This window comes from Almyronema sp., from assembly GCF_052168255.1.
Lineage (GTDB): Bacteria > Cyanobacteriota > Cyanobacteriia > Phormidesmidales > Phormidesmidaceae > Sphaerothrix > Sphaerothrix epifaneia.
The window spans coordinates 27,170-47,188 of record NZ_JBQLZL010000064.1; the positions used below are offsets into that span (position 1 = coordinate 27,170).

At 51.6% G+C, this 20,019-nt stretch carries 17 protein-coding genes; 8 read left to right on the forward strand and 9 right to left on the reverse strand.

The genetic code is table 11. From position 1 onward, the window contains the following. The first annotated feature begins 235 nt into the window (after window positions 1-235). Complete coding sequence (gene hrcA, locus ACTS3T_RS13925) at window positions 236-1,324, forward strand: heat-inducible transcriptional repressor HrcA (RefSeq protein ID WP_377960444.1); 1,089 nt, start codon at window positions 236-238, stop codon at window positions 1,322-1,324. Window positions 1,325-1,365: 41 nt separating this feature from the next. On the opposite strand, the gene ACTS3T_RS13930 is transcribed toward hrcA, so the two are convergent. After that, window positions 1,366-1,614 (reverse strand): DUF7219 family protein, encoded by a 249-nt coding sequence (locus ACTS3T_RS13930; protein WP_377960446.1) that lies wholly within the window; start codon window positions 1,612-1,614, stop codon window positions 1,366-1,368. A gap of 794 nt (window positions 1,615-2,408) precedes the next feature. Here ACTS3T_RS13930 and ACTS3T_RS13935 point away from each other — a divergent pair. Genes ACTS3T_RS13935 through ACTS3T_RS13945 form a run of 3 tightly spaced genes read left to right on the forward strand, consistent with a single transcriptional unit; the run spans window position 2,409 to window position 5,003 of the window. Beyond that, window positions 2,409-3,287, forward strand: coding sequence for a hypothetical protein (locus ACTS3T_RS13935; RefSeq protein WP_377960448.1), 879 nt, complete (start codon window positions 2,409-2,411; stop codon window positions 3,285-3,287). A 37-nt stretch (window positions 3,288-3,324) separates the two neighbouring features. After that, window positions 3,325-4,338: a fatty acid desaturase family protein gene (locus ACTS3T_RS13940; protein WP_377960450.1), complete on the forward strand. Its 1,014-nt coding sequence runs from the start codon at window positions 3,325-3,327 to the stop codon at window positions 4,336-4,338. Window positions 4,339-4,364: 26 nt separating this feature from the next. Further along, window positions 4,365-5,003, forward strand: a complete 639-nt coding sequence (locus ACTS3T_RS13945; RefSeq protein ID WP_377960452.1) for a hypothetical protein — start codon at window positions 4,365-4,367, stop codon at window positions 5,001-5,003. Here ACTS3T_RS13945 and ACTS3T_RS13950 read toward each other — a convergent pair. The 3 genes from ACTS3T_RS13950 to ACTS3T_RS13960 all read right to left on the reverse strand — a co-directional run bounded on the left by ACTS3T_RS13950 (window position 4,981) and on the right by ACTS3T_RS13960 (window position 9,822). After that, window positions 4,981-5,430 carry a response regulator gene (locus ACTS3T_RS13950; protein ID WP_377960454.1) on the reverse strand — a complete coding sequence of 150 codons (450 nt, stop codon included), beginning with the start codon at window positions 5,428-5,430 and terminating at the stop codon, window positions 4,981-4,983. The genes ACTS3T_RS13945 and ACTS3T_RS13950 overlap by 23 nt on opposite strands. Window positions 5,431-5,518: 88 nt before the next feature. After that, entirely contained in the window at window positions 5,519-5,899 is a 381-nt protein-coding gene (locus tag ACTS3T_RS13955; RefSeq protein ID WP_377960592.1) for a response regulator, read from the reverse strand. A gap of 8 nt (window positions 5,900-5,907) precedes the next feature. Beyond that, window positions 5,908-9,822, reverse strand: a complete 3,915-nt coding sequence (locus ACTS3T_RS13960; protein ID WP_377960456.1) for a PAS domain S-box protein — start codon at window positions 9,820-9,822, stop codon at window positions 5,908-5,910. 156 nt (window positions 9,823-9,978) lie between these two features. On the opposite strand from ACTS3T_RS13960, the gene ACTS3T_RS13965 reads away from it, so the two are divergent. Beyond that, window positions 9,979-10,368 (forward strand): hypothetical protein, encoded by a 390-nt coding sequence (locus tag ACTS3T_RS13965; protein WP_377960458.1) that lies wholly within the window; start codon window positions 9,979-9,981, stop codon window positions 10,366-10,368. Window positions 10,369-10,375: 7 nt separating this feature from the next. On the opposite strand, the gene ACTS3T_RS13970 is transcribed toward ACTS3T_RS13965, so the two are convergent. The 3 genes from ACTS3T_RS13970 to ACTS3T_RS13980 all read right to left on the reverse strand — a co-directional run bounded on the left by ACTS3T_RS13970 (window position 10,376) and on the right by ACTS3T_RS13980 (window position 13,952). After that, window positions 10,376-12,208 (reverse strand): response regulator, encoded by a 1,833-nt coding sequence (locus ACTS3T_RS13970; protein ID WP_377960460.1) that lies wholly within the window; start codon window positions 12,206-12,208, stop codon window positions 10,376-10,378. 149 nt (window positions 12,209-12,357) lie between these two features. Beyond that, entirely contained in the window at window positions 12,358-13,761 is a 1,404-nt protein-coding gene (locus tag ACTS3T_RS13975; protein WP_377960462.1) for an AtzE family amidohydrolase, read from the reverse strand. Continuing rightward, on the reverse strand, window positions 13,758-13,952 hold the full coding sequence (locus ACTS3T_RS13980; RefSeq protein ID WP_377960464.1) for a DUF4089 domain-containing protein: 195 nt from the start codon (window positions 13,950-13,952) through the stop codon (window positions 13,758-13,760). Before ACTS3T_RS13980 ends, ACTS3T_RS13975 begins: the two co-directional genes overlap by 4 nt. Before the next feature lie 218 nt (window positions 13,953-14,170). On the opposite strand from ACTS3T_RS13980, the gene gatB reads away from it, so the two are divergent. Next, on the forward strand, window positions 14,171-15,679 hold the full coding sequence (gene gatB, locus ACTS3T_RS13985) for an Asp-tRNA(Asn)/Glu-tRNA(Gln) amidotransferase subunit GatB (protein WP_377960466.1): 1,509 nt from the start codon (window positions 14,171-14,173) through the stop codon (window positions 15,677-15,679). A gap of 217 nt (window positions 15,680-15,896) precedes the next feature. Here the strand turns inward: gatB and ACTS3T_RS13990 are convergent, their stop codons facing one another. Next, window positions 15,897-16,640 carry a dienelactone hydrolase family protein gene (locus tag ACTS3T_RS13990; protein WP_377960468.1) on the reverse strand — a complete coding sequence of 248 codons (744 nt, stop codon included), beginning with the start codon at window positions 16,638-16,640 and terminating at the stop codon, window positions 15,897-15,899. A 129-nt stretch (window positions 16,641-16,769) separates the two neighbouring features. On the opposite strand from ACTS3T_RS13990, the gene purH reads away from it, so the two are divergent. Further along, entirely contained in the window at window positions 16,770-18,323 is a 1,554-nt protein-coding gene (purH, locus tag ACTS3T_RS13995) for a bifunctional phosphoribosylaminoimidazolecarboxamide formyltransferase/IMP cyclohydrolase (RefSeq protein WP_462935223.1), read from the forward strand. Window positions 18,324-18,390: 67 nt separating this feature from the next. Here purH and ACTS3T_RS14000 read toward each other — a convergent pair whose 3' ends face one another. After that, window positions 18,391-18,852 carry a hypothetical protein gene (locus tag ACTS3T_RS14000; protein ID WP_377960472.1) on the reverse strand — a complete coding sequence of 154 codons (462 nt, stop codon included), beginning with the start codon at window positions 18,850-18,852 and terminating at the stop codon, window positions 18,391-18,393. 534 nt (window positions 18,853-19,386) lie between these two features. Here ACTS3T_RS14000 and ACTS3T_RS14005 point away from each other — a divergent pair. Further along, window positions 19,387-19,950 (forward strand): hypothetical protein, encoded by a 564-nt coding sequence (locus ACTS3T_RS14005; RefSeq protein ID WP_377960474.1) that lies wholly within the window; start codon window positions 19,387-19,389, stop codon window positions 19,948-19,950. The last annotated feature ends 69 nt before the right edge of the window (window positions 19,951-20,019 follow it).

Here is a 20,019-nt window from a genome sequence, read left to right on the forward strand (position 1 = left end):
CTGAGCAAAGTCTTCAAAGAGAGGTCTGACTGCTTAAGATCTGGTTTGCTGTTAGGGGGCAAGCGCTAGCGGGTTGTTGAGGCAACCGCCACCCATGCGTGTTTTTGCTGAACCTGTTCGCCTTCAAAACTTTTCTGTTACAAACTGTACGGCAGAGGTATGGGCCAACTCGATAGATTTTAGGCATCTGATAAAGTAGTCAGAATAGAAAAAGGGCTCGCTTTAATATGTTCCTATGCAAGTTAAGTTAAAACTCAATGCTCGACAGCAGCATGTTTTGTGGGCAACGGTTCGTCGTTATGTAGAGACGGCTGAACCCGTTGGTTCCAAATCCTTGGTCAAAGACTATGACCTCAAGGTTAGCCCAGCCACGATCCGCAACGCGATGGGCTTTCTAGAAAAATCAGGTTTGCTTTATCAGCCTCATACGTCAGCCGGACGCATTCCTTCAGATTCTGGCTACCGTATCTATGTAGACGAGTTGATTCAGCCGGCTGACAAGATTGGCCGCAAAGTTGATAGGCTTTTGCATACTCAACTGGACTGGGAGGGGTGGAGCTTCGAGGCGCTATTGCGCGGCGCGGCTCAAATTCTCTCAACCTTGAGTGGTTATGTCACGTTGATTACGTTGCCGAATGCCAATCAGGCGGTGCTGCGACACTTGCAGCTTGTACAGGTTAGCCCTGCGCAAGGGCTGTTAATCGTGATGTTGGATTGCTATGGGCCTCAGTCTATTTTGATACAGTTGCCCGATTTACTAGGTGAAGCAGCGACTCAGCCTGAGCGACTAGAGCGGGAATTGCAAATTCTGTCTAATTTTTTGAATACGCACCTCAAGGGAAGAACGCTCAATGAGGTGACATTGTTAGATTGGAGTGAGCTAGATCAAGAATTTCAGCGGTATGCTGAAACGCTACGACAGGCCGTGTCTAGCCTTTCTCGTCGCAGTCAGGCACCCGCGTCTACTCAGATGATGGTTAGCGGGTTAGCTGAGGTTTTGCGGCAGCCAGAGTTTTCAGAGTCGCATCAGGTACAGGCGATTGTGCAACTGCTAGAAGAAGAGCAAAAGCAAATTTGGCCTCTGATTTTTGAAACTGAGGATTGGCAAAGCACAGATCATCGCGTGCGAATTTGGATTGGCTCAGAAAACCCAATAGAGCCGATGAAAAGCTGTGCTTTGGTAGCTGCGATGTACCACCGCGATTCGCTGCCTGTCGGCAGTGTGGGCATTTTGGGGCCAACTCGGATGATGTATGAAAATGCGATCGCTGTGGTAGAAGCAGCGGCAGATTATCTATCAGCCGCTATTAGCCAACCCGCCTAAAGACTGGTTTTAATCATCATCTAGGGAAGAAACCGTATTCGCTAACCATCCTCTGGCTGGAAGGGATGTTCGCCCACGTCTAGACCATCTCTAGAGGCGTCTAGGGTTTGCCAAAGCTCAAGAATAGCGTTATAAGCCTCATTGGGTTTGAGTTTGCCGCTGGTTTCTAGGTTGCAGATGTGGCTGACGCGGTGGGCAAATTCCTGCAAATTGGCGTTAAAAGCTAAGTTTTCTGGTCGCACCTGGCCTTGGTACGAAGACCGAGGATTAATAAATTTATCGGAGGTCATAGCAAAGCTCCTAATGGCTTAGGTTGCCTTAACAGTAACGGAATCAGGCAAGATTTACGCTTTAGAGAGAGACAATATAGTTAAAAGCAGAGGCAGAGAGCAGGGAAAAAGCGTTGCTGTCAGCGGCTTTTAGCTATTGAGGTATCGCAGGGCTGTGGCTACAGCTAGAGCGCTTTTTATTTCAACTGGCTCAAGACTGGAGCTTCGTAGGCTGAAATAACGTAAATGCGTTCAAATCTTCTGAAGTCATTGACGAGCTATCGGGTTGACTTGGTAAGTTTGCTGACTGGAACAACCCAAGCAGGGGCTAGAGTTTGCTGGTGATTTTTGAAGGGCTTTTGATCTGACGGTTGAGGGCGATCGCTGCCCATGTCCTTAACAAAGACGAGGTGTTGGGAGAACAATTTAGCCTATCAGTGGGCTGGGTTTGCAAGAGTAAAATCGTGATTTGACTGGTCTTTAGCCTCGCTTTAATACTGAATTTTTGCGGGTAAAAAAACTAAAAATCTATCAATTTAACGGCTTTTTTCGAATCGCTACAAACCAAGCCAGTCAAGCCTGCCAGACTCGACCGTTGGCGTTGCCTCAGTAGCTTTACTGAAAATTTGCTGTCTTGATGGCTGATTGATACGGGCTAATTTAAAGCAACGATGAAGCTTCTAGCTTTAAGCAGGTAAAACCCCGTATAAATACGTTCAAATTCCGTATTTATACGACTGGGTCAATACTGGGTCAGCGATTACCTTAACGTCAAGATATTTGCGTTAAGGTAATCGCTAATCAGATTTAAGACTATGGTTCATTTTTCCACAAATCTATTTGAGAAAGAATTTGATTTTGTCGCTATTGATAGAACAGTTCATACCGTTCTTGACTTAGCCGCCCAAGATCCCTATTCTCTCTATCTTTTTTTCCATCGGTATACTTATTTCAACGCTTATGCCTCAGCAATGATCTCGCGCTTGGCTAGCTCAATTGGCTTGTCACGTTATTTATTTACCCAGCCCCATGAGAGGGTGGCTGAAGCCGCCGATCGGGGTCTGGAAATTGCCGCTAAGATCCTGACGGCAGCCGTTGATGAAGGCACTTATGAAAATCCCTCTCATCGAGCTTTGGCCCAGCTAACCCTCAAAACAGTCGGTGACTATGCCCAGCTATCGATTGAGCAGCGCAATCAGGTTTTGGTTCCCCAGTGGCTAGACCAGCTTGTGCAACGTCTGATTGTGAGCTATCAAGGGATTCCTGGTAATGTGGCGGCTCTGGTGCAGGGCATTGGCTTGCATATTGCTTCTGAAGTTTTAGGCGATCGCGAATACGCTTTAATTGACAAAGTTATTCGCCATGACTACGCCGGAACTCACTTTGATCGCTTTCTCAACGACCACGCGCAGCCGGGTGAAATTGACGGGCGCAAGTTTCATCCCTGGTGCTGGATTGTGATTCACAGTCGCTATGAAGGCAGTGGGGTCGAAGTAGAACATGCCGATTATGCGTTGGCGGCGCTGAACTTGGCGGCTCAATATCGCCCTGAATCGGAGCAGCAAGTGAGGGATTGGGCGATTCAAGGATTTAGTGAATTTGTCACGCTACAGCAAAAGCTCTTTCGAGAAATCTATCGAGAATGTCTTGATCTACGCCGAAATCACGCTACAAAAACGATAGTTTCAGTTTAAATCTAGATCCCCTGTTATTTCTTTTCTGGTTACCCGCATGGTTACGACACTCACTGCGGCCAAAACAACCCGGCATGCCGCTAATATTCTCTGCAATACGATGGCGATCGCCTACACCTTAATAGGGTATGTGACAGGTGTTGGGCTGCTACTGGCGGCTAACGGCTGGCTAAATGGCTTGGGAGTGTTTTTGCTGACCCATAGCCTGATTTATTCCGCCTATTTGACCCACGAATTTATGCACGGTACTATCTGGCGATCGCGGCGGCGTAATGCCCGCTTTGGTCAGCTAATGGGCTGGCTAAATGGCGCTTGCTACTACGGCTTTAAAGCCTTGACGGTGCAACATATCCAGCACCATAGCGATCGAGTTGACTTTTATCGGTTTAACATTCCGGCAACTGTGCAGCAGTTACCCCGCTGGCTCAAATACACCGTTCTGGCGCTGGAATGGTGCTATTTCCCGGTGGTTGCCTTTTGGACTCGCTGGCGTAGTGTGTATCTGCTGTGGAAAAATGCGCCTTATGCCAAATTACGACGACGGCTAGCAATGGTGCTGGCTGTGAGACTGGCTTTTTTTGTCGTCTTGGGCTGGCTGTCATTGAAAGCTCTTTTGCTGTATGGAGTTGCCTATATTGGCATGATTACCGTACTCCGCTGGGCCGACGCTTTTCAGCACACCTATGAAGGGTTTCCGCTTGGCTCAATTTTGCCCTATCGCCCCCCTCACTATGAGCAAGCAAACACGTTTTCTAATCTCATCTCTCGCCGCTACGTGGGGTTGAATTTGCTGTTGCTCAATTTTGGCTACCACAGCGCTCACCATGCGGATATGACCTGCCCTTGGCACAGCCTGCCACAGTTAGATCAAAGGCTGGCTGCGACAGGCGTGTCTAACTATATTTCGCTTGTCGATCAGCTAGTTAACTATCATCGGTTTCGCGTCAAGCGGCTGCTACTGGGGCAAGGCACGGTTGAACCAGACCAGGCTAAACCTGGCTTTGAACGCTTTTATGGGGCAATTGATGTTTCTTTCATTACGCTTTACTAAGAAATTGTCTTGCATGACCAAACAAAATGGCTAATTGGCAACTAGCGCTGGGCTTTGTCGCAGGCGGCATCTATTTTTTAGGTTTTGTTCCCTATCTGGTGACGATCTACCAGGGTAAAACTCGACCTAACCGGGCAAGCTGGTGGATTTGGTCGGTTGTGGGTTGGATTTTGGTTTTGAGCTATGAGTCGTCTGCGGCTGAGTCGATCAATTCGCTCTGGGTGCCAGCGGCGGCAGCGGCTTGTCACTTGATCATTGCGCTGGTTTCACTCAAATATGGCGAAGGGGGGTGGAGTCGTTTTGATCGCGCTTGCCTACTAGCCGCGGGGGTTAGCCTGCTGCTGTGGTGGCGGTTTGATGCACCGCTGATTGCCTTATTTACCAATTTGGCGATTGACTTTTCGGGAGCGCTGCCAACCATTCGTAAAACTTACCTGCGACCTGATACGGAAGAGGGGCTACCCTGGTTTTTGTTTTGGCTGGCGAGTTTGCTCAACCTGTTTGCGATTGAACGGTTTTCGCTAGAGCTGTTTGCTTATCCGTTCTACCTCTTTTGCATTCCGTCGATTGTTCTTTTTTTGTTGATCAGTGCCAAATTTAATTGGCGACCATCGCAACCGCCTCAAGAGAAATACAAAGGCTTCAATCGGGAACTGGAGCGCTAGCGGATTGGTTGAGCAAATTTATCAGACATTGGGCTAGGGTCAGCGGGTCAAACGGCTTATCCACAATGGCGGCAATGCCCTGTTGCTCAATCTTAAGGCGATCGCCAAGGCGTACTCTAGGGACGATCAACACTACCGGGATAGGTGGCAGGTTGAGATAGAGCTGCGCAGGGGTACTGACTCCGGTTGTTTCTAAGTCAAGCAAAATTATATCGGGCAGGTGTTCAAGTGCTAGCCCCCTTCCTTGCGGCAGAGAAGTTGCGACTAAGACTTGCCAACCCATCATCATTTCTAAGCTGAGCTTAATTACAGTGCCGGAATCTTCCGTCTGGTCAATGAGCAAAATGCATTTGGGCGTGTCTGGGGGGGTGTCTGGGCTGGGGAGCTGGGTGGGCTGATAAAGCAAGCTGGGGACGGGCTGGCTCATAGCGATCGCCTGCTGCTGACAAGACTACTGAATCGTTGTTTGTAGCTTAAGGCGCAAATATGTAGATTCTATGAGGATGGCGGGCGGACTATAGCGACCAACCCAGATAGCCAGAAATTTGACTGGCTAGGGTGGTCGGGTCAAACGGTTTGGTGATGACGCCTTTGGCTCCTGCGCCGTAAAGTCGGCGGCGATCGGCAGACTGGGCTTTGGCAGTTAAAAAAATAACCGGAATCGATCGGGTCTTAGCGTTTTTTTGCAGAGCCGCCAACGTGGCTAAACCGTCCATATCTGGCATCATTACGTCTAGCAAAATGGCATCTGGCGACTCGGCGATCGCCAATGACAACCCTGCCTTGCCGGAAGTCGCTGTTAGCATTTGCCAGCCGCACTCTAACATCAAGCCAATTTGGGCAATTTTGTGAATATCCGGTTCATCGTCAATGAGCAAAATTTTTTTAGCAGTCATCATAGCTGTCAGTGATCTGGCTTTGGCAAAGTGAAGTAAAAAGTGCTGCCCTGATCGGGGTGACTTTCTACCCAGATGCGTCCGTGGTGAAGCTGGACAATATTACGACAAATGGCCAACCCCAAACCAGTTCCGCCCCGTCTGCGCGAGTCAGAAGCGTCTACCTGCTGAAAGCGCTCAAAAATGGTTTCTAGCTTGTCGGCTGGAATGCCTCGCCCCTGGTCGCGGATGGCAAAGAGGGCGGCGGCAGGCTGATCGGTGACGGAAATGTGCACGGTTGTTTGAGGGGGCGAAAATTTAATGGCGTTGCTCAAAAGATTGGTCAGGGTTTGCAAAATGTGGTCAGGGTCGGCCCAAATGGCGATCGCAGTTGCCTCAACCGCTAGCTGAATGTTGGACTCAAGCGCCATTGACTGCATGGCCTGAGCCGCCTGAGACAGCAGATCAGCCGCCTCGCAAACCTGCATAGCCATGCTGACGCGACCTGATTCAATCCGCTCTAAATCTAAAACATCGTTGATTAACCGCGTTAGCCGCTCGGTATTTTTGAGCGAAATTTCTACCAGCGATTGCCCCTGTTCAGATAGCGCCCCTAGTCGTCCGGTCGAAAGCAGCTTGAGCGAACCGTGAACCGAGGTCAGCGGTGTCCTCAGTTCGTGGCTGACGACAGAAACAAATTCGTCTTTGAGGCGCTCGGTGGCTTTGCGATCGCTGATATCGCTGACCAGGGTAAAAAGCCCCCTCACTTCACCTTGCTGTAGATCGGGAATGTAGCTGGCGCTGATCCAGCGATCGCCTGTGAGATAAGGCATAGCGACTTCATAGGTGATGGTTTCTCCGGCTAAGCCCCGAACCAAATAGTTCTGAATTTTTTGGTAGGCGGCTTCACCGATCACGTCAGCAACGTGGCGTCCTCGAATATGATCGCGCGGCAGACCAAACCAATGCTCGTAGGCCAGATTATTAAACTGATAGCGCTGCTGCCGATCCACATAGGCAATCAAGACAGGCAAGGCATCGGTGGTTAAGCGCAACTGTTCTTCGCTGCGGCTGAGAGCGGCTTCTGCCTGACGGCGATCGGTCACATCTTTGAGAATCACCGTAAACACCAATCCCTGCTGCGTTTGCAGTTTAGAAATAGAAGCTTCTGCTGGAAAGGTCTGGCCGTTTTTGCGCAAGCCCACCACATGGCGGCTCCGTTCGGCCATGCGGCGAGATCCGGCTGTAGCGGCGGCAAACTCTTGCACATAGCGGCGATGGCTGGCTTGAAAAACCTCTGGCAGCAAGATGTCTAACGACTGGCCCAAAACCTCTGCCGACGCATAGCCAAAGATGCGTTCTGCGCCTTGGTTAAACAGTTGAATGATTTGCGCCTCGTCAATGGAAATCACGGCTTCGTCGGCGCTGTCTAAAATGCCAGCTAGCTTTTGCTGGCTTTCTCGTAAGGCGGCTTCAGTTTGCTGGCGATCGCGAACTTCTTGCTGCAACTGCTGGTTGATGTGGGTCAACTCAGCCGTGCGCTGGCTGACGCGTTCTTCTAAGGTATCGAGGAGCTGCGCTTGGGCGATCGCAATGCCTAGCTGATCGGCTAGCTGCTGCACCAAACTCATATCTGCCGGGTGCCACTGCCGGGGGCGATCGCATTGATGCAGCATCAAAAAGCCCCAGAGGGTTTCTTGATAATACACAGGCACAACCAGCTCAGACTGGACGGCAAAGCGCTCTAACAAAACCTGAGTATCTGCCGAAAGTGCTGGAGAACGCTCCCCAATCGAGACTTGCTGCCACTGGGCTAACCGTTTGGGTAAATCTAGCGATTCTGCTGGCAGTAGCGCAGCGGCTACGCTGGGTTGAGATAGCAGAGACGGCCACGGGGGTAAAACCGCTTCATCAACAAGGCGACCCTGGCCATCGGCTTGACGCTGCACAATCAAAACGCGATCGCAGGCCAATAGTTGCTGAATTTCGGTGACGAGGGTGCGCAAAATTTCTTCTAGGCGCAGCGATTGCGAAATCTTGCGGGTTACTTCGGCTAAAAGCTGATTCTGCCGACTTTGCTGCTCTAGATGGCGTTCGGCTTTGCGCCGTTCGCTGACGTCTAAGCCAGTGGCAATGACATACTCAACGCGCCCCTGAGCGTTCGTCAAGACGGTGTTAGACCAGGTAATTAAATGGGGAATGCCCTCTTTACTGACCCAGTGGTTTTCAAACTGGCTAGGAGCCTGACCGCGCAAAAGCTGTTGAAAGACCGCTTTGACCGCTGTTTTTTCAGCCGATAACAACAAAAAGTCCCAGGTACAGCGCCCGTAAACTTCGTCTGCCCGGTAGCCCGTAATGGCTTCGCAGGTGCGGTTGAAGCGCAAAATTTGCCCCTGGCGGTTGAGCACGACAACCAGCGCCCCGACCGTGTTCAACACCGCAGCAATAAAATCGCGTTCTTGCTTAAGCAGGGCTTCGGCTTGCTTGCGCTCGGTAATATCGCGGGCTGAAGCATAAATAATCTGCTCGTCTGCCTGGAGGACAGCATTCCACAGCAGCCAGCGATAAGAGCCATCCTGACAGCGGTAGCGGTTTTCAAAGGCGATGGTTTGCTCGCCAGCGGCTAGCTTTTTGACTTCTGCCAGGGTGGCGGCGCGATCGCCGGGATGCACAAATTCGACAAAGGGACGGGCTAGCAAATCGGCATCGGCATAGCCCAAAGTGCGACTAAAGGCAGGGTTAAGCCGCTTAAAGTAGCCGTCTAGCCCCGCTGTACAGAGCATACTCGGCGTAATCGAAAACACCCGATCGAGGGTTGCCTCCGATTGCTGCCGCTCGATAATTTCTCGCTTTAGCTGGGCATTGGTTTGCACCAACTGAGCCGTTTGCAGCGAAATCCGCTCTGCCAAAATGGCGTTGGCTAGCTGTAGTTCGGCCTCTAGTCGCTGACGTTCGTGCCCTTCTTGCTGGAGTTCGTAGTTGGTTTGTTCTAGGCGATCGCTGCGAGCCTGGAGTAATTGCTGTAGTTGCTCAATTTCTCCGAGCAGTTCGGCTGGATCTAGCACTCGCAAAAGGTTGGTCTGGGTGATCAGACCCACCAGTTCTCCCGCTTCGTTTTGCACCCCTAAGCGGCGAATACGACGCTGCTGCATTTGCTGGTGAGCTTGCCAGAGCGAATCTTGGGGTTGTAGGCAGAACAGGGGCGTACTCATCACCGAGTCTGCTTGCAAACGGCTCACCTTTAGCCCCAAAGTTTGCAGTTGAACAATGTCTCGTTCGGTGACGATGCCGATGGGCATAGGACTGTGGTGGCCTAAATGAAACCGAGTTTTCGTGATGACTACACAGCCAATCTGGTGATCTGCCATTAACTGAGCCAACTGCAAAACAGAGGTATGAGCAGGTGCTTGTACAACATCAGAAGTCATCACCTCTCCTACCTGCCGCAGCTTGAGAAAGTTGAGGGGTTGCAGGGTTTGCCGAAGCGTTGTTAGGGTAATGACGCCCAGCAGTCGGTCGGCTGAATCTAGCACGGGTAGGTGGCGAACCTGGTGCTGCTGAAAGGCCGACGTCACCGAAAAAAGACTTTTAATCTCAGCCTGCTTTAGGGTAATCACTGGCTGCGACATCACTGCTGCGATCGCCAACCCTTCCAGGTCGGTGCCCTGAGCCACCAGCGTCACCAGGTCACGTTCTGTAAAAATGCCCAGTAGCTGGTCGGCGGCCATGACCAACGCGTAGCCAACATCCATTTCCGCCGCGATCGCTGCTGGCTCCGTAGCAGCGGCCAGCTCTGCGACGAGTTGACAACTGACGCCTCTAACATAGGCCATTTGCTCAATCACCGTGGCGACTGACGCTGTAGGCGTCACAATCAACGGTTGGCGGTTGATCAGGGGGTCTAGGCTTAAAGGCAATAACGCTGTTTTGTTAAAAAACTGCATGTCTTAAAGAGAGTGCCAGTGCAGCGGAGCCGAAACAAGCCATAATGACACCTGATCCTATCGAGTTCGTTATCCCAGACCAAACTATTCATTGCTAATCTTCACAAGTCCCTCAGATTTCTTCTTTAGTCTTAAGAGTAGAGATGGACTGGAATAATGCAATACTTCTACTGCTTTGCCAACGCCAGCTTGACGCTGCGCATCATTCACTACCTGTTTAAGCAACCCGGCATTCGGCTCGCCTGTGTGACGGTGATTTATTTGGTAGACTGCTGGGTTATGAGAATTCAGTTAGAAACACCTTTGGAGCCAGTGACCCGTCTCGACTTTGAAGCTTTTCTCAAAGAGAATGGTTTGCCCTATCAGCCTTCGTTTCATGAATCGATGGCGCTGAAGCGGCTAGACATAGGGGGTTCCCCCACAGAAGTGATGAATCGCTACCATCTCGTTATTGTCTCGCATGGCATTCCTCAGCCGGAAGAATTAGAAGCCTTTCGCCAACGCTTTATTGAAGGTTTGGGGTACTGTCCGCAAAATTTAGCCTGATGCCCCTTTAATAGGCATGAGAGCGTTTTAAGCGGTTCAACATGCGATTGGCTAATTCGGCGGCGACGACTGGTTTGGTTACAAAGTCATCGGCTCCAACGCTAAAGGCGTGCCCCTCAGTCTTAGCGTCTTCGTGAACGGTGAGAAACAAAATCGGCAAAGCCTGCCAGCGCAGATCGGCTCGTAGCACCTGACACAAATCTAAACCATTGATTCCCGGCATCTCGACATCTAATACCAGCAGATCAGGATTAACTGCCGCTAAGGTCTGCCAGATTTGATTAGGATCATCCAGGGTAAAAATTTCAAACCCCCACAAAGAAAGCGTCGTCTGCAACCAGGTCAACTGTTGCGGATCGTCATCGACAAGCAACACCCTGGCGCTGCCCGTCACATCCTTAAGCGTTTGCTGGGCAGCGGCTATGACCTGCTGGGGACTGGCGGTGGCTGGCACAATACCATGAACCCCCTGCTGTACGACCTGCAAGCGATCGCTAAACACCTCGCTATTCATGCGAACCAAAATAGGCACACCGGGCTGCTGCTGCTGCACCCTGGCGAGTTGTTCGCGGTTAGCGGCGGTGAGAGTTGGGGATGAACCAGGGGTGAAGTCTAACAAAATCAGATCAGGTAGCCGCTGCGGGAAAATCGCGGCGGCCTGTTGCAGGGTAGGGACGATCACCGCTTGTATGCCCGATCGCAGGGCTTCAACCTGCCAGGTCTGGCTGTGTTCAAGCGCTTGACTGATAATCAATAATAGCGGCGAGGCGGCGATCGCCACTGACTTGACCTGATGTTTTGAGGGTTTAGCCATTTCCTGGCGCAGATCGTGTACCAGCGAAGACACCTGAGCAGCCTGCTGCGGGCTGGGTTCGTCTTGCAGCAAGCGCTCTAGCTCTCTGGCTAAGCGCGACCCCTCCGGAAACCCAAAGCTACCCAGTGAACCTACTAGCTTGTGGGCGTTGGCATAGCCAACCTGTTGCAGATCTTGGGTAAGCTGGCCGTTGTCAAGGGCGATCGCGGCAGCTTCAATGACATCTAAACGTTCTTGCATAACTGAACGGTACTGCTCCCACGCTTTAATCACAGCGGCCAAGGTTTCTGGCTTAGGCAATTTGGGGGTGGGTACCCGCTTTGGCTCAGTAGCGCTAGCCTGCTCAGCCGCCGTTAACGGTTTGAGCCGATAGCCCAAACCGTAGACCGTTTCAATCAAATCTTTAGGCGCACCAGCGGCTTTGAGCTTTTGGCGAACCCCTTTAATGTGGGTGCGTACGGCATCCTCACTGGGCGGATCTTCAAAAGACCAAAGGCTCTCAATAATCGCATCTAGGCTAAAGACTCGGCTGGTGTGGCGCAGCAACAGCTCTAACAGGGCGTATTCTTTGGGCGTCAGGTGGAGGGGCTGATCGGCATAGGTGACTTCATAGGTATTAGGGTTGAGTTTTAGCCCTTTCCACTGCAGCACTGGAGGGAGGGCGTGGGTTTCTCGCCGGAGCAAAGCTCGAATACGGGCGCAGAGTTCTTCAAAGTCGAAGGGTTTGACCACATAATCGTCAGCCCCCGCATCAAGGGCGCTAATCTTATTGCCGCTATCGTCTCGAGCCGTCAGCATCAAAATCGGTCGCTCGAAGCCCTGCTTGCGTAAATGCTGACAAAAGGTAATGCCGTCGTCGTCGGGCAAAATCACATCTAGCAGTAGCAAGTCGTAGCTAAATAGCGAGATAAATTCTTCTGCAGTTTCGCGATCGCTGGCGATATCGACGGCATAGCGCTGATGAATTAAGCTTTCTGCCAGCGTCTCCATTAAAGGTTGATCATCATCAACAAGCAGTATTCGCATAGGCTGTTTTGTGAGCGCTGCCTCTACTAATCATCAAAGGGGATCTTTTGCCTGCTTGGCAGGCACCTGTTACAAAACATTGTCTAGCGGCGGCGAAGGCACCCTAAAAAAGCCAAGACATAATGGCGAGTGGATGCTTTCCATCTGGCTTATGCAGGTAGAGCCGCCAAAGGGGCAATAGGCGCTGTGGTGACGCCAGCGGCTTCGAGATAAGCAGCAACCCGCAGCAGCGTTGTTTCTTGGTAGGGAGCGGCGATCAGCTGCACACCGATAGGCAGCGTTTCTGGTAGCCATATTGGCACCGAAATAATCGGTAAGCCAATAAACGAGAGGGGCTGGGTATACAGCCCTACGTTGGGTCTAAGGGGCACTTCCTGACCGTCAATGGTGAGCGTTTTTTGGTCGAGCGGCGGCGCCACGCCGGGGGTGGTAGGCGCTAAAATCACGTCAACGGTTTGAAAAATTGCCCGAACCCGATCGCGATACCAGTGGCGAAACCGCTGGGCTTGTAGATACCAGCTAGCCGGAATCATGGCTCCGGCGACAAAGCGATCGCGGGTAGCAGGGTCAAAATCCATCAGGCGATCGCGCAGTCGCGGCAGGTGTAAATGGCTGCCCTCGCTGGCGGTAATTAGATAAGCAGCGGCTCTGGCTCGTGCCGCCTCTGGTAACGTAATCCGCTGGACGACCTGGAGCGCCTTGGCGACTTGCTGAACAGCCGCTGCGGCTTCGGGCTGTAAGCCTCTGGCAAAGTGGTCATCTGCGATCGCAAACCGCAAGCCCTCAATGCCGCGATCTAGCTGAGGAACTGCTAAATCAGGCGATCGACCGCTACAGACGGGGTCGCGTTCATCTGGCCCTTGCATAACGTCGTAAGCCATAGCAATGTCGCGCACCGTGCGGCCAAACGGCCCTACGTGGTCAAAGCTGGCCACAAACGGATAAGCCCCCGCTCTTGATAGCCGACCATAGGTGGGTTTGAGGCCATAAATGCCGCAAAAAGAAGCAGGCACCCGAATTGATCCATTGGTATCTGAACCGAGGGTTAGCGGTACCAGCCCTGCCGCGACAGCCGCCGCCGACCCGCCCGACGACCCCCCCGACATATGGTTGAGGTTGTGGGGGTTAGGGGTCGCGCCGTAGTGGCTGTTAACGGTAACAAAGCCGTAGGCGTACTCATCCATATTGAGCGCTCCCACCAAAATTGCTCCGGCCTGCTTTAGGCGCGTAATCGCGGTGGCATCTTGACTGGCGGGTAAGTTGACCTGGTTGATTTTGGCTCCGGCCAGCGTCACCTGTCCTTGAATGTCAAACAGGTTTTTGACGGCAAAGGGAACGCCCGCTAATGATCCCGGCGATCGCCCCATCGCAATGGCCTGATCGACCTGACGGGCGTCTGCCAAAGCGGCCTCCGCTAGCACGGTGGTAAAACAGTTAAGCCGCGCGTCGTAGCGCTCAATCTCAGCCAAAACCTGAGTCACTAGCGTCTCTGCTGAAAGGGTTTGAGCTTGTACGGCCTCAGCGATCGCCGCTGCTTCTGAAAACTGCATCATGGTTTGAAAATAGGCGCGATTTCTAAATCGTCTGGTAAGGAAAATTGCAGCACGGGCTGAGCAATGGTGTGAATTTGCTTAAAGTTTTCGCTGACGCTAGCCTGAATTTCGTCTGGAATCTCCAGCTTGAAAACCTGCGCCATCAAAGCGACATAAGCCGCCGCATCAAAGTTGGAATCAGCCTCAAACATTACTTAAACCCCCGGATAATCACAAACTTAGGAAACTTTTAGCTAAACCGTACCTGCTCGCGCCAGTTTTACCGACTTCTGACGGGTTTTCCCCACCGCGATCGCTCAAATTCGCTCCACAATAGATTTATAAACCGCTGTCCCCTATGGGCTAAAAGCGCTTTCATCAACTGACGGCGCTACAATAACAGCGCATAGGTCTTAGATCGATAAAAGATATGACTACTGCTGCGCCTGCCAAAACTGAATACGAAGCTATTATCGGACTAGAAACCCACTGTCAGCTCAGTACCGAGACTAAAATTTTTTCACCTAGCTCAACTGAGTTTGGGGCTGAGCCGAACACTTATATCGATCCTATTTGTATGGGATTACCGGGCGTGCTGCCTGTGCTGAATCAAACCGTTTTGGAATATGCCGTCAAAGCTGGACTGGCTTTGAACTGTCAAATTGCCCCCTACAGCAAATTTGACCGAAAGCAGTATTTTTATCCTGATCTGCCTAAAAATTACCAAATCTCTCAGTACGATTTGCCCATTGCTGAACATGGCTGGCTCGAAATTGAACTAACCGACAGCAAAGGCAAACCCCTGCTAGACGAAAACGGCAAAGCTCTAACCAAGCGCATTGGCATTACCCGTCTGCACATGGAAGAAGATGCGGGCAAGCTCGTTCATGCGGGCAGCGATCGCTTGGCCGGATCAACCTATTCGCTGGTAGACTTTAACCGCGCTGGCGTGCCGCTGGTAGAAATTGTTTCTGAGCCAGATATGCGATCGGGTCAAGAAGCGGCGGAATACGCTCAAGAACTGCGCCGAATTATGCGCTACTTAGGCGTTAGCGACGGCAACATGCAGGAAGGTTCGCTGCGCTGCGACGTAAACATTTCGGTGCGTCCGGTGGGACAAAAAGCGTTTGGCACCAAAGTGGAGATCAAAAATATGAACTCCTTCAGCGCCATTCAAAAAGCAATCGACTACGAAATCGATCGGCAAATTGCGGCTATCGAAGCGGGCGAAACCCTGGTGCAAGAGACGCGTCTTTGGGATGAAGCCAGCCAAACTACCAGCAGTATGCGGGTTAAAGAAGGCTCCAGCGACTATCGCTACTTCCCCGAACCAGACCTGCCACCGATTGAAGTGGCAGCGCAGCAGTTAGAAGCTTGGCGGGCTGAACTGCCCGAACTTCCGGCTGATAAGCGCCACCGCTACGAGGCAGAACTGGGGCTGTCGGCTTACGATGCGCGGGTACTCACCGACGATCGCATCATTGCCGAGTATTTTGAAAAGGCGGTCAGCGCCGGGGCAAATCCTAAGTCTGCGGCCAACTGGGTAACGCAGGATATTGCCGCCCATCTCAACGCAGCTAAGCTAACGATCGCTGAAATTGCCCTCAAACCGACCATGCTAGCCGAAATGGTACAGCTAATTGACGACGGTACCATCAGCAGCAAAATTGCTAAAGAGATTTTGCCTGATTTGCTCCAAGTAGGCGGTTCACCCAAGCAGATGATCGAAGCCAAGGGACTCAGCCAAATTTCTGACAGCAGCGCCCTAGAGCAAATCATCGACGATATTCTGGCGGCGCATCCCGACGAGGTCGAAAAATATCGGGGGGGCAAGAAGAAGCTACAGGGCTTTTTTGTCGGGCAGGTGATGAAGCAAACCAGCGGTCGGGCTGACCCCAAAATGACCAATCAAATTTTGGGCAAAAAGCTCAATCAGTAGGGAGGCGATCGCTTTTTGTTAAAGAAACTTTACATAGGGGGTGTCACCCCTCCTCCCAAATATGTCATAATCTGGTATGTAGATGCACCCTGATGGTAGGGAGAGCTGCTCGCGGCTCTCCTTTTTTCTTGGCAAATTTTTGGGTTAGGCGGTTGCTGTTGCTTCAAAGCGTTCGAACTCAATGGGTGCAAGGCTTCAGCCCGATTGCCTGTACTGGCTACAGCTTTTCGCTAAACAAAGTTTTGACCCTTTCCCAAGCATCGGCAGCGGCTTCTGGGTGGTAGCTAGCGCGGCGATCGCAGAAAAAACCATGCGTTGCTCCGGCATAGCGAAAAATTTGGTGGGGAATCGCGTGCTGTTGCAGGGCAGCTTCAATTTCGTCAACCTGCTGGTTGGGAATGAGCGGATCTTCGCTGCCAAAAAAACCATAAAGCGTCCCGGTTATTTGGGGTGTTAGCGTCACGGTGGGCTGTTCTCGCCCCGGCTGTAGGGTGGTTACCCCTGCCCCATAAAAATCAGCCGCAGCGATCACATCCTTGAGCGTCGCCGCTAGATAAGTCACATGCCCGCCAAAGCAAAACCCGATGCAGCCTACCCCCGTAGGCTTGGCGTTAGCTAAGGTTCTGGCGTAGTCAATCGCTGCCTGAATATCGCTTAGCAGTTCGTCAGCCTGAGTACCGTTTTTGTACTGACGCCCCAAAACCACATCGGCGTCGCTATAGCCCACTTCAAAGTAGGGAACTTGACGATGATAAATATGGGGCGCTATGGCAATGTAGCCCTCTTTTGCAATGCGTTCTGTGACATCGCGAATGTGAGCATTAACGCCAAAAATTTCTTGAATAACGACCACTACCGGAAACGGGCCAGCGCTAATCGGCTGGGCTAAGTAGGCCGGAATTTGCCAATCGCCACTGTGGGTGTTGACGGTTGCTGTCTGGATATTAAGGGTATGCGTCATGAGCTTATGGGCTAATCCGTTATTCTCATCCTATTGAGAATCGGCAGTAGGCGATCGCCGATTTCGCTGCTTTGAACTGAGAGATGCACTGTATGCTGAGTAATGCACTTTGGGAGAAACAATAGATTCATGGCGCGTCTGGCACTGCTAAGCACTTCAGACAAGACCGGATTAGTTGAGTTAGCTCAGGCTCTGGTCAACGAATTTGATTTTGAATTGGTCAGCAGCGGTGGTACCGCTCAGACCTTAGCGGCGGCAGGTTTACCCGTGACTAAAGTGTCAGACTATACGGGTTCGCCCGAAATCTTAGGCGGTCGGGTGAAAACGCTGCATCCTCGTATTCATGGGGGTATTTTGGCTCGCCGCAGCCTGCCGGCCGATCAGCAAGATCTCGCCGCCAATGATATTCGTCCGTTTGACCTGGTGGTGGTCAATCTTTACCCCTTTGAGCAAACAATTGCTCAGCCAGAAGTAACCCTGCCGGAGGCCATCGAGCAAATTGACATTGGCGGGCCGACTTTGGTGCGGGCGGCGGCTAAAAATCATGCTTATCTAAGCGTGCTGTGCCGTCCGCAGCAGTACGACCTCTACCTCAGCCAAATGCGAGAAAACAATGGTGAGGTATCGCCTCAGTTTCGTCAGGCTTGTGCGTTACAGGCGTTTTGGCATACGGCGGCTTACGATCAGGCGATCGCTGCTTATCTGTCGCAGCAGGTGACAGATGAAAACGCTGAACTCCCCGATCGCTTGACCCTAAGCGGCCACCAGCGTCAAGCGCTACGATATGGCGAAAATCCTCACCAGCCTGCGGTTTGGTACCAAACCGGGAGCCGCCCCGAAGGGTGGGCTGCCGCCACAAAGCTACAGGGTAAAGAGCTGAGCTACAACAATTTGGTAGATTTAGAAGCTGCCCGCCGCTTAATTGCTGAGTTTCCAGCCGAGCAGGGAGCCGCCGCCGCTGTGCTAAAACACACCAATCCCTGCGGGGTGGCTCAGGGCAAAACCTTAGCCGAAGCCTACGAAAAAGCTTTTAATGCCGATAGCGTTTCTGCTTTCGGTGGCATTGTGGCGCTCAATCAGCCAATTGAAGCTGAGACGGCAACGGCTTTGACCAAAACCTTTTTAGAATGTGTCGTTGCCCCTGACTGCTCGGCTGCGGCTCAAGAAATTTTGGCACAGAAGAAGAATTTGCGGCTGTTGTTGCTGCCAACGCTCAATCAAGGGCCAGCGCAAACGGTGCGGGCGATCGCGGGGGGCTTTCTGGCTCAAGCCGCTGACGATTATTTAGAAGATCCCTCTGAGTGGCAAATTGTCACCGAGAAAAAGCCCACCGCTGCGATCTTAGAAGACTTGCTGTTTGCGTGGCGGGTGGTTAAACATGTGAAGTCGAATGCCATTGTCATTGGCCGCGATCGCACGACGATTGGGGTCGGCGCGGGTCAGATGAACCGGGTGGGTGCTGTCAAAATTGCGCTGGAGCAAGCTGAAGACCGGGCTGAAGGGGCTACGCTAGCCAGCGATGGCTTTTTCCCGTTTGATGACTCGGTGCGAACAGCCGCCGCGGCTGGTGTGCAGGCTATTATTCAGCCGGGGGGCAGTATCCGCGACGAAGACTCGATCAAAGCGGCGAATGAACTGGGTCTGATTATGGTGCTAACAGGCATCCGCCACTTTTTACACTAGCCCCAGTCGCTCAAAACCTAACGCCGCCTAGCGTTTTGACAATAGGCGGCGTTGCTAAAGGCGATCGCTAAAGGACTTTGTGGGTATATTCGTGCTGCTTAACGTTGTCTTCGGGGCTGACAATGGTTTTGGCGTTCAGTACCCGCTTCTTTTCAGTGGAATAATTGAGATCGGTGTACTGGGTACCGACAGGCACTAGCGCTTGGGCACTGGGGCGCGACTGATAGGTGCGGGCGGCAGCAAAGGCTCGATCTTTAAAGTCACTGCAAAACTGCACCGCTGCCCCGGCTTCAGCAATCATCTGGGGGCGATCGCCAGCAACGACCTCACCCAGCGTAGTGCCATGCAAGCTGCGATAAGAGGTCGGAATTCCCTTCAAGACAGCTTCTAAATAGGCTGAAGGAACAGGTTCAGCGATCGTCACTTCGCTAACTTCGCCGTCTTCTTTGGTGTAGCAGGTTGCTAGCCCAATCACAACATAGTCTTCCGTGGTCAAGTCAGCAGCCTGGGAGTAAGCAGTCAAAGTCATAAAACAGAAACGTTGAGAAGCCGTCAAGGGTTACGCCAAGCATTGTAGCTTGGTCGCTTCCAGGCAGCGCGAAAAAGCCGAAATCCGTCACAAAAGTATCTGAAGCGATCGCCTTGAAGCAGGCTAGCCGCCGCTCTAAAGCTTGCTGCTAGAGAACAAAAGAGCGAACAGGCTGATTCTCCTGCTTTGCTAGAGCGATCTAGGGATATGGCTCACCCCAAAAGTTGAACTTAAGAAAAACGGGCTGCCTTGGGTGGGGATCTTTGCCAGAAAATTGCGACGCAGCGACCACCGTTCCAGGCTTAATACTGCCTTAATCGCCACTTTACTTACAAATGGGAGAATCTACCGGGGTTATAAATGAGACTTCTGCTAGCACAGCCAAATAGCTTTAGCCAAAACAAAAAGTTTGAAGAAAATTTAAGCCATTTAATTGTCGATAAATGCCAGCAAAGCTGAGTGCTGAACTTTCTTTTATCCAGACGAATCACCCTTGTATTTGAGCTTTTCTGATTGGTAAAAATGCACAAGACTATGCCTCAATTTGCTTCAAAACGTCTGATAAAAAGCTACCAAATTTGCGCTTCACTCATCAGTGGCTTGCTTTTTGCGGGGACGCTGGGGCTGTTTTTTAGTCAGGCTGCTTTGGCCGAAACAGCGGCTTATACGGTAAATTTATCGCCTTACCGAGGCGAGAGTTTGCCGTCTATAATGCGGGCTGCTGAATCTTTGGCGAGTAGCGAAATTTCGCGCCGCTTTAACCAACAGCCTGATCTAAGCGTGGCGCAGGTAACGGTTTTAGCGGAATATAACGGTCAGATTGTGCCCGTTTTGGTGGCGACGGTTTCGCGAGAAAGCTGGCAGCGATCGCGCCAAATTCAGCAGTGGACAAGTTATTTCAATGCTTCTTATCAACTTTTAGGCTTTAATAATTTGCCTACCGCTGATCGAGGCGAACAAGCTGAGGCTGCCCCACCGCCGCCCCCTTTAAACATCTCTCCTATTTTGCTCAATCCGGTTGAACAACTGGTAGAAGCCGCTGAAGATGGTGAACTTTCTGATGCAGAGTTAATTGAACTTATTGACGCCCTAGATTAAATTAACACTGATTGATATTGCTGTATTAATTCTTATTTATAGCGATTTTATAGCAACATTTATAGCGAT

Bases quoted from the DNA above. Each gene is read 5' to 3' on its own strand.
- hrcA (WP_377960444.1), top strand. From the start codon at position 236: ATGCAAGTTAAGTTAAAACTCAATGCTCGACAGCAGCATGTTTTGTGG.
- ACTS3T_RS13930 (WP_377960446.1), bottom strand. From the start codon at position 1,614: ATGACCTCCGATAAATTTATTAATCCTCGGTCTTCGTACCAAGGCCAG.
- ACTS3T_RS13935 (WP_377960448.1), top strand. From the start codon at position 2,409: ATGGTTCATTTTTCCACAAATCTATTTGAGAAAGAATTTGATTTTGTC.
- ACTS3T_RS13940 (WP_377960450.1), top strand. From the start codon at position 3,325: ATGGTTACGACACTCACTGCGGCCAAAACAACCCGGCATGCCGCTAAT.
- ACTS3T_RS13945 (WP_377960452.1), top strand. From the start codon at position 4,365: ATGGCTAATTGGCAACTAGCGCTGGGCTTTGTCGCAGGCGGCATCTAT.
- ACTS3T_RS13950 (WP_377960454.1), bottom strand. From the start codon at position 5,430: ATGAGCCAGCCCGTCCCCAGCTTGCTTTATCAGCCCACCCAGCTCCCC.
- ACTS3T_RS13955 (WP_377960592.1), bottom strand. From the start codon at position 5,899: ATGACTGCTAAAAAAATTTTGCTCATTGACGATGAACCGGATATTCAC.
- ACTS3T_RS13960 (WP_377960456.1), bottom strand. From the start codon at position 9,822: ATGCAGTTTTTTAACAAAACAGCGTTATTGCCTTTAAGCCTAGACCCC.
- ACTS3T_RS13965 (WP_377960458.1), top strand. From the start codon at position 9,979: ATGCAATACTTCTACTGCTTTGCCAACGCCAGCTTGACGCTGCGCATC.
- ACTS3T_RS13970 (WP_377960460.1), bottom strand. From the start codon at position 12,208: ATGCGAATACTGCTTGTTGATGATGATCAACCTTTAATGGAGACGCTG.
- ACTS3T_RS13975 (WP_377960462.1), bottom strand. From the start codon at position 13,761: ATGATGCAGTTTTCAGAAGCAGCGGCGATCGCTGAGGCCGTACAAGCT.
- ACTS3T_RS13980 (WP_377960464.1), bottom strand. From the start codon at position 13,952: ATGTTTGAGGCTGATTCCAACTTTGATGCGGCGGCTTATGTCGCTTTG.
- gatB (WP_377960466.1), top strand. From the start codon at position 14,171: ATGACTACTGCTGCGCCTGCCAAAACTGAATACGAAGCTATTATCGGA.
- ACTS3T_RS13990 (WP_377960468.1), bottom strand. From the start codon at position 16,640: ATGACGCATACCCTTAATATCCAGACAGCAACCGTCAACACCCACAGT.
- purH (WP_462935223.1), top strand. From the start codon at position 16,770: ATGGCGCGTCTGGCACTGCTAAGCACTTCAGACAAGACCGGATTAGTT.
- ACTS3T_RS14000 (WP_377960472.1), bottom strand. From the start codon at position 18,852: ATGACTTTGACTGCTTACTCCCAGGCTGCTGACTTGACCACGGAAGAC.
- ACTS3T_RS14005 (WP_377960474.1), top strand. From the start codon at position 19,387: ATGCCTCAATTTGCTTCAAAACGTCTGATAAAAAGCTACCAAATTTGC.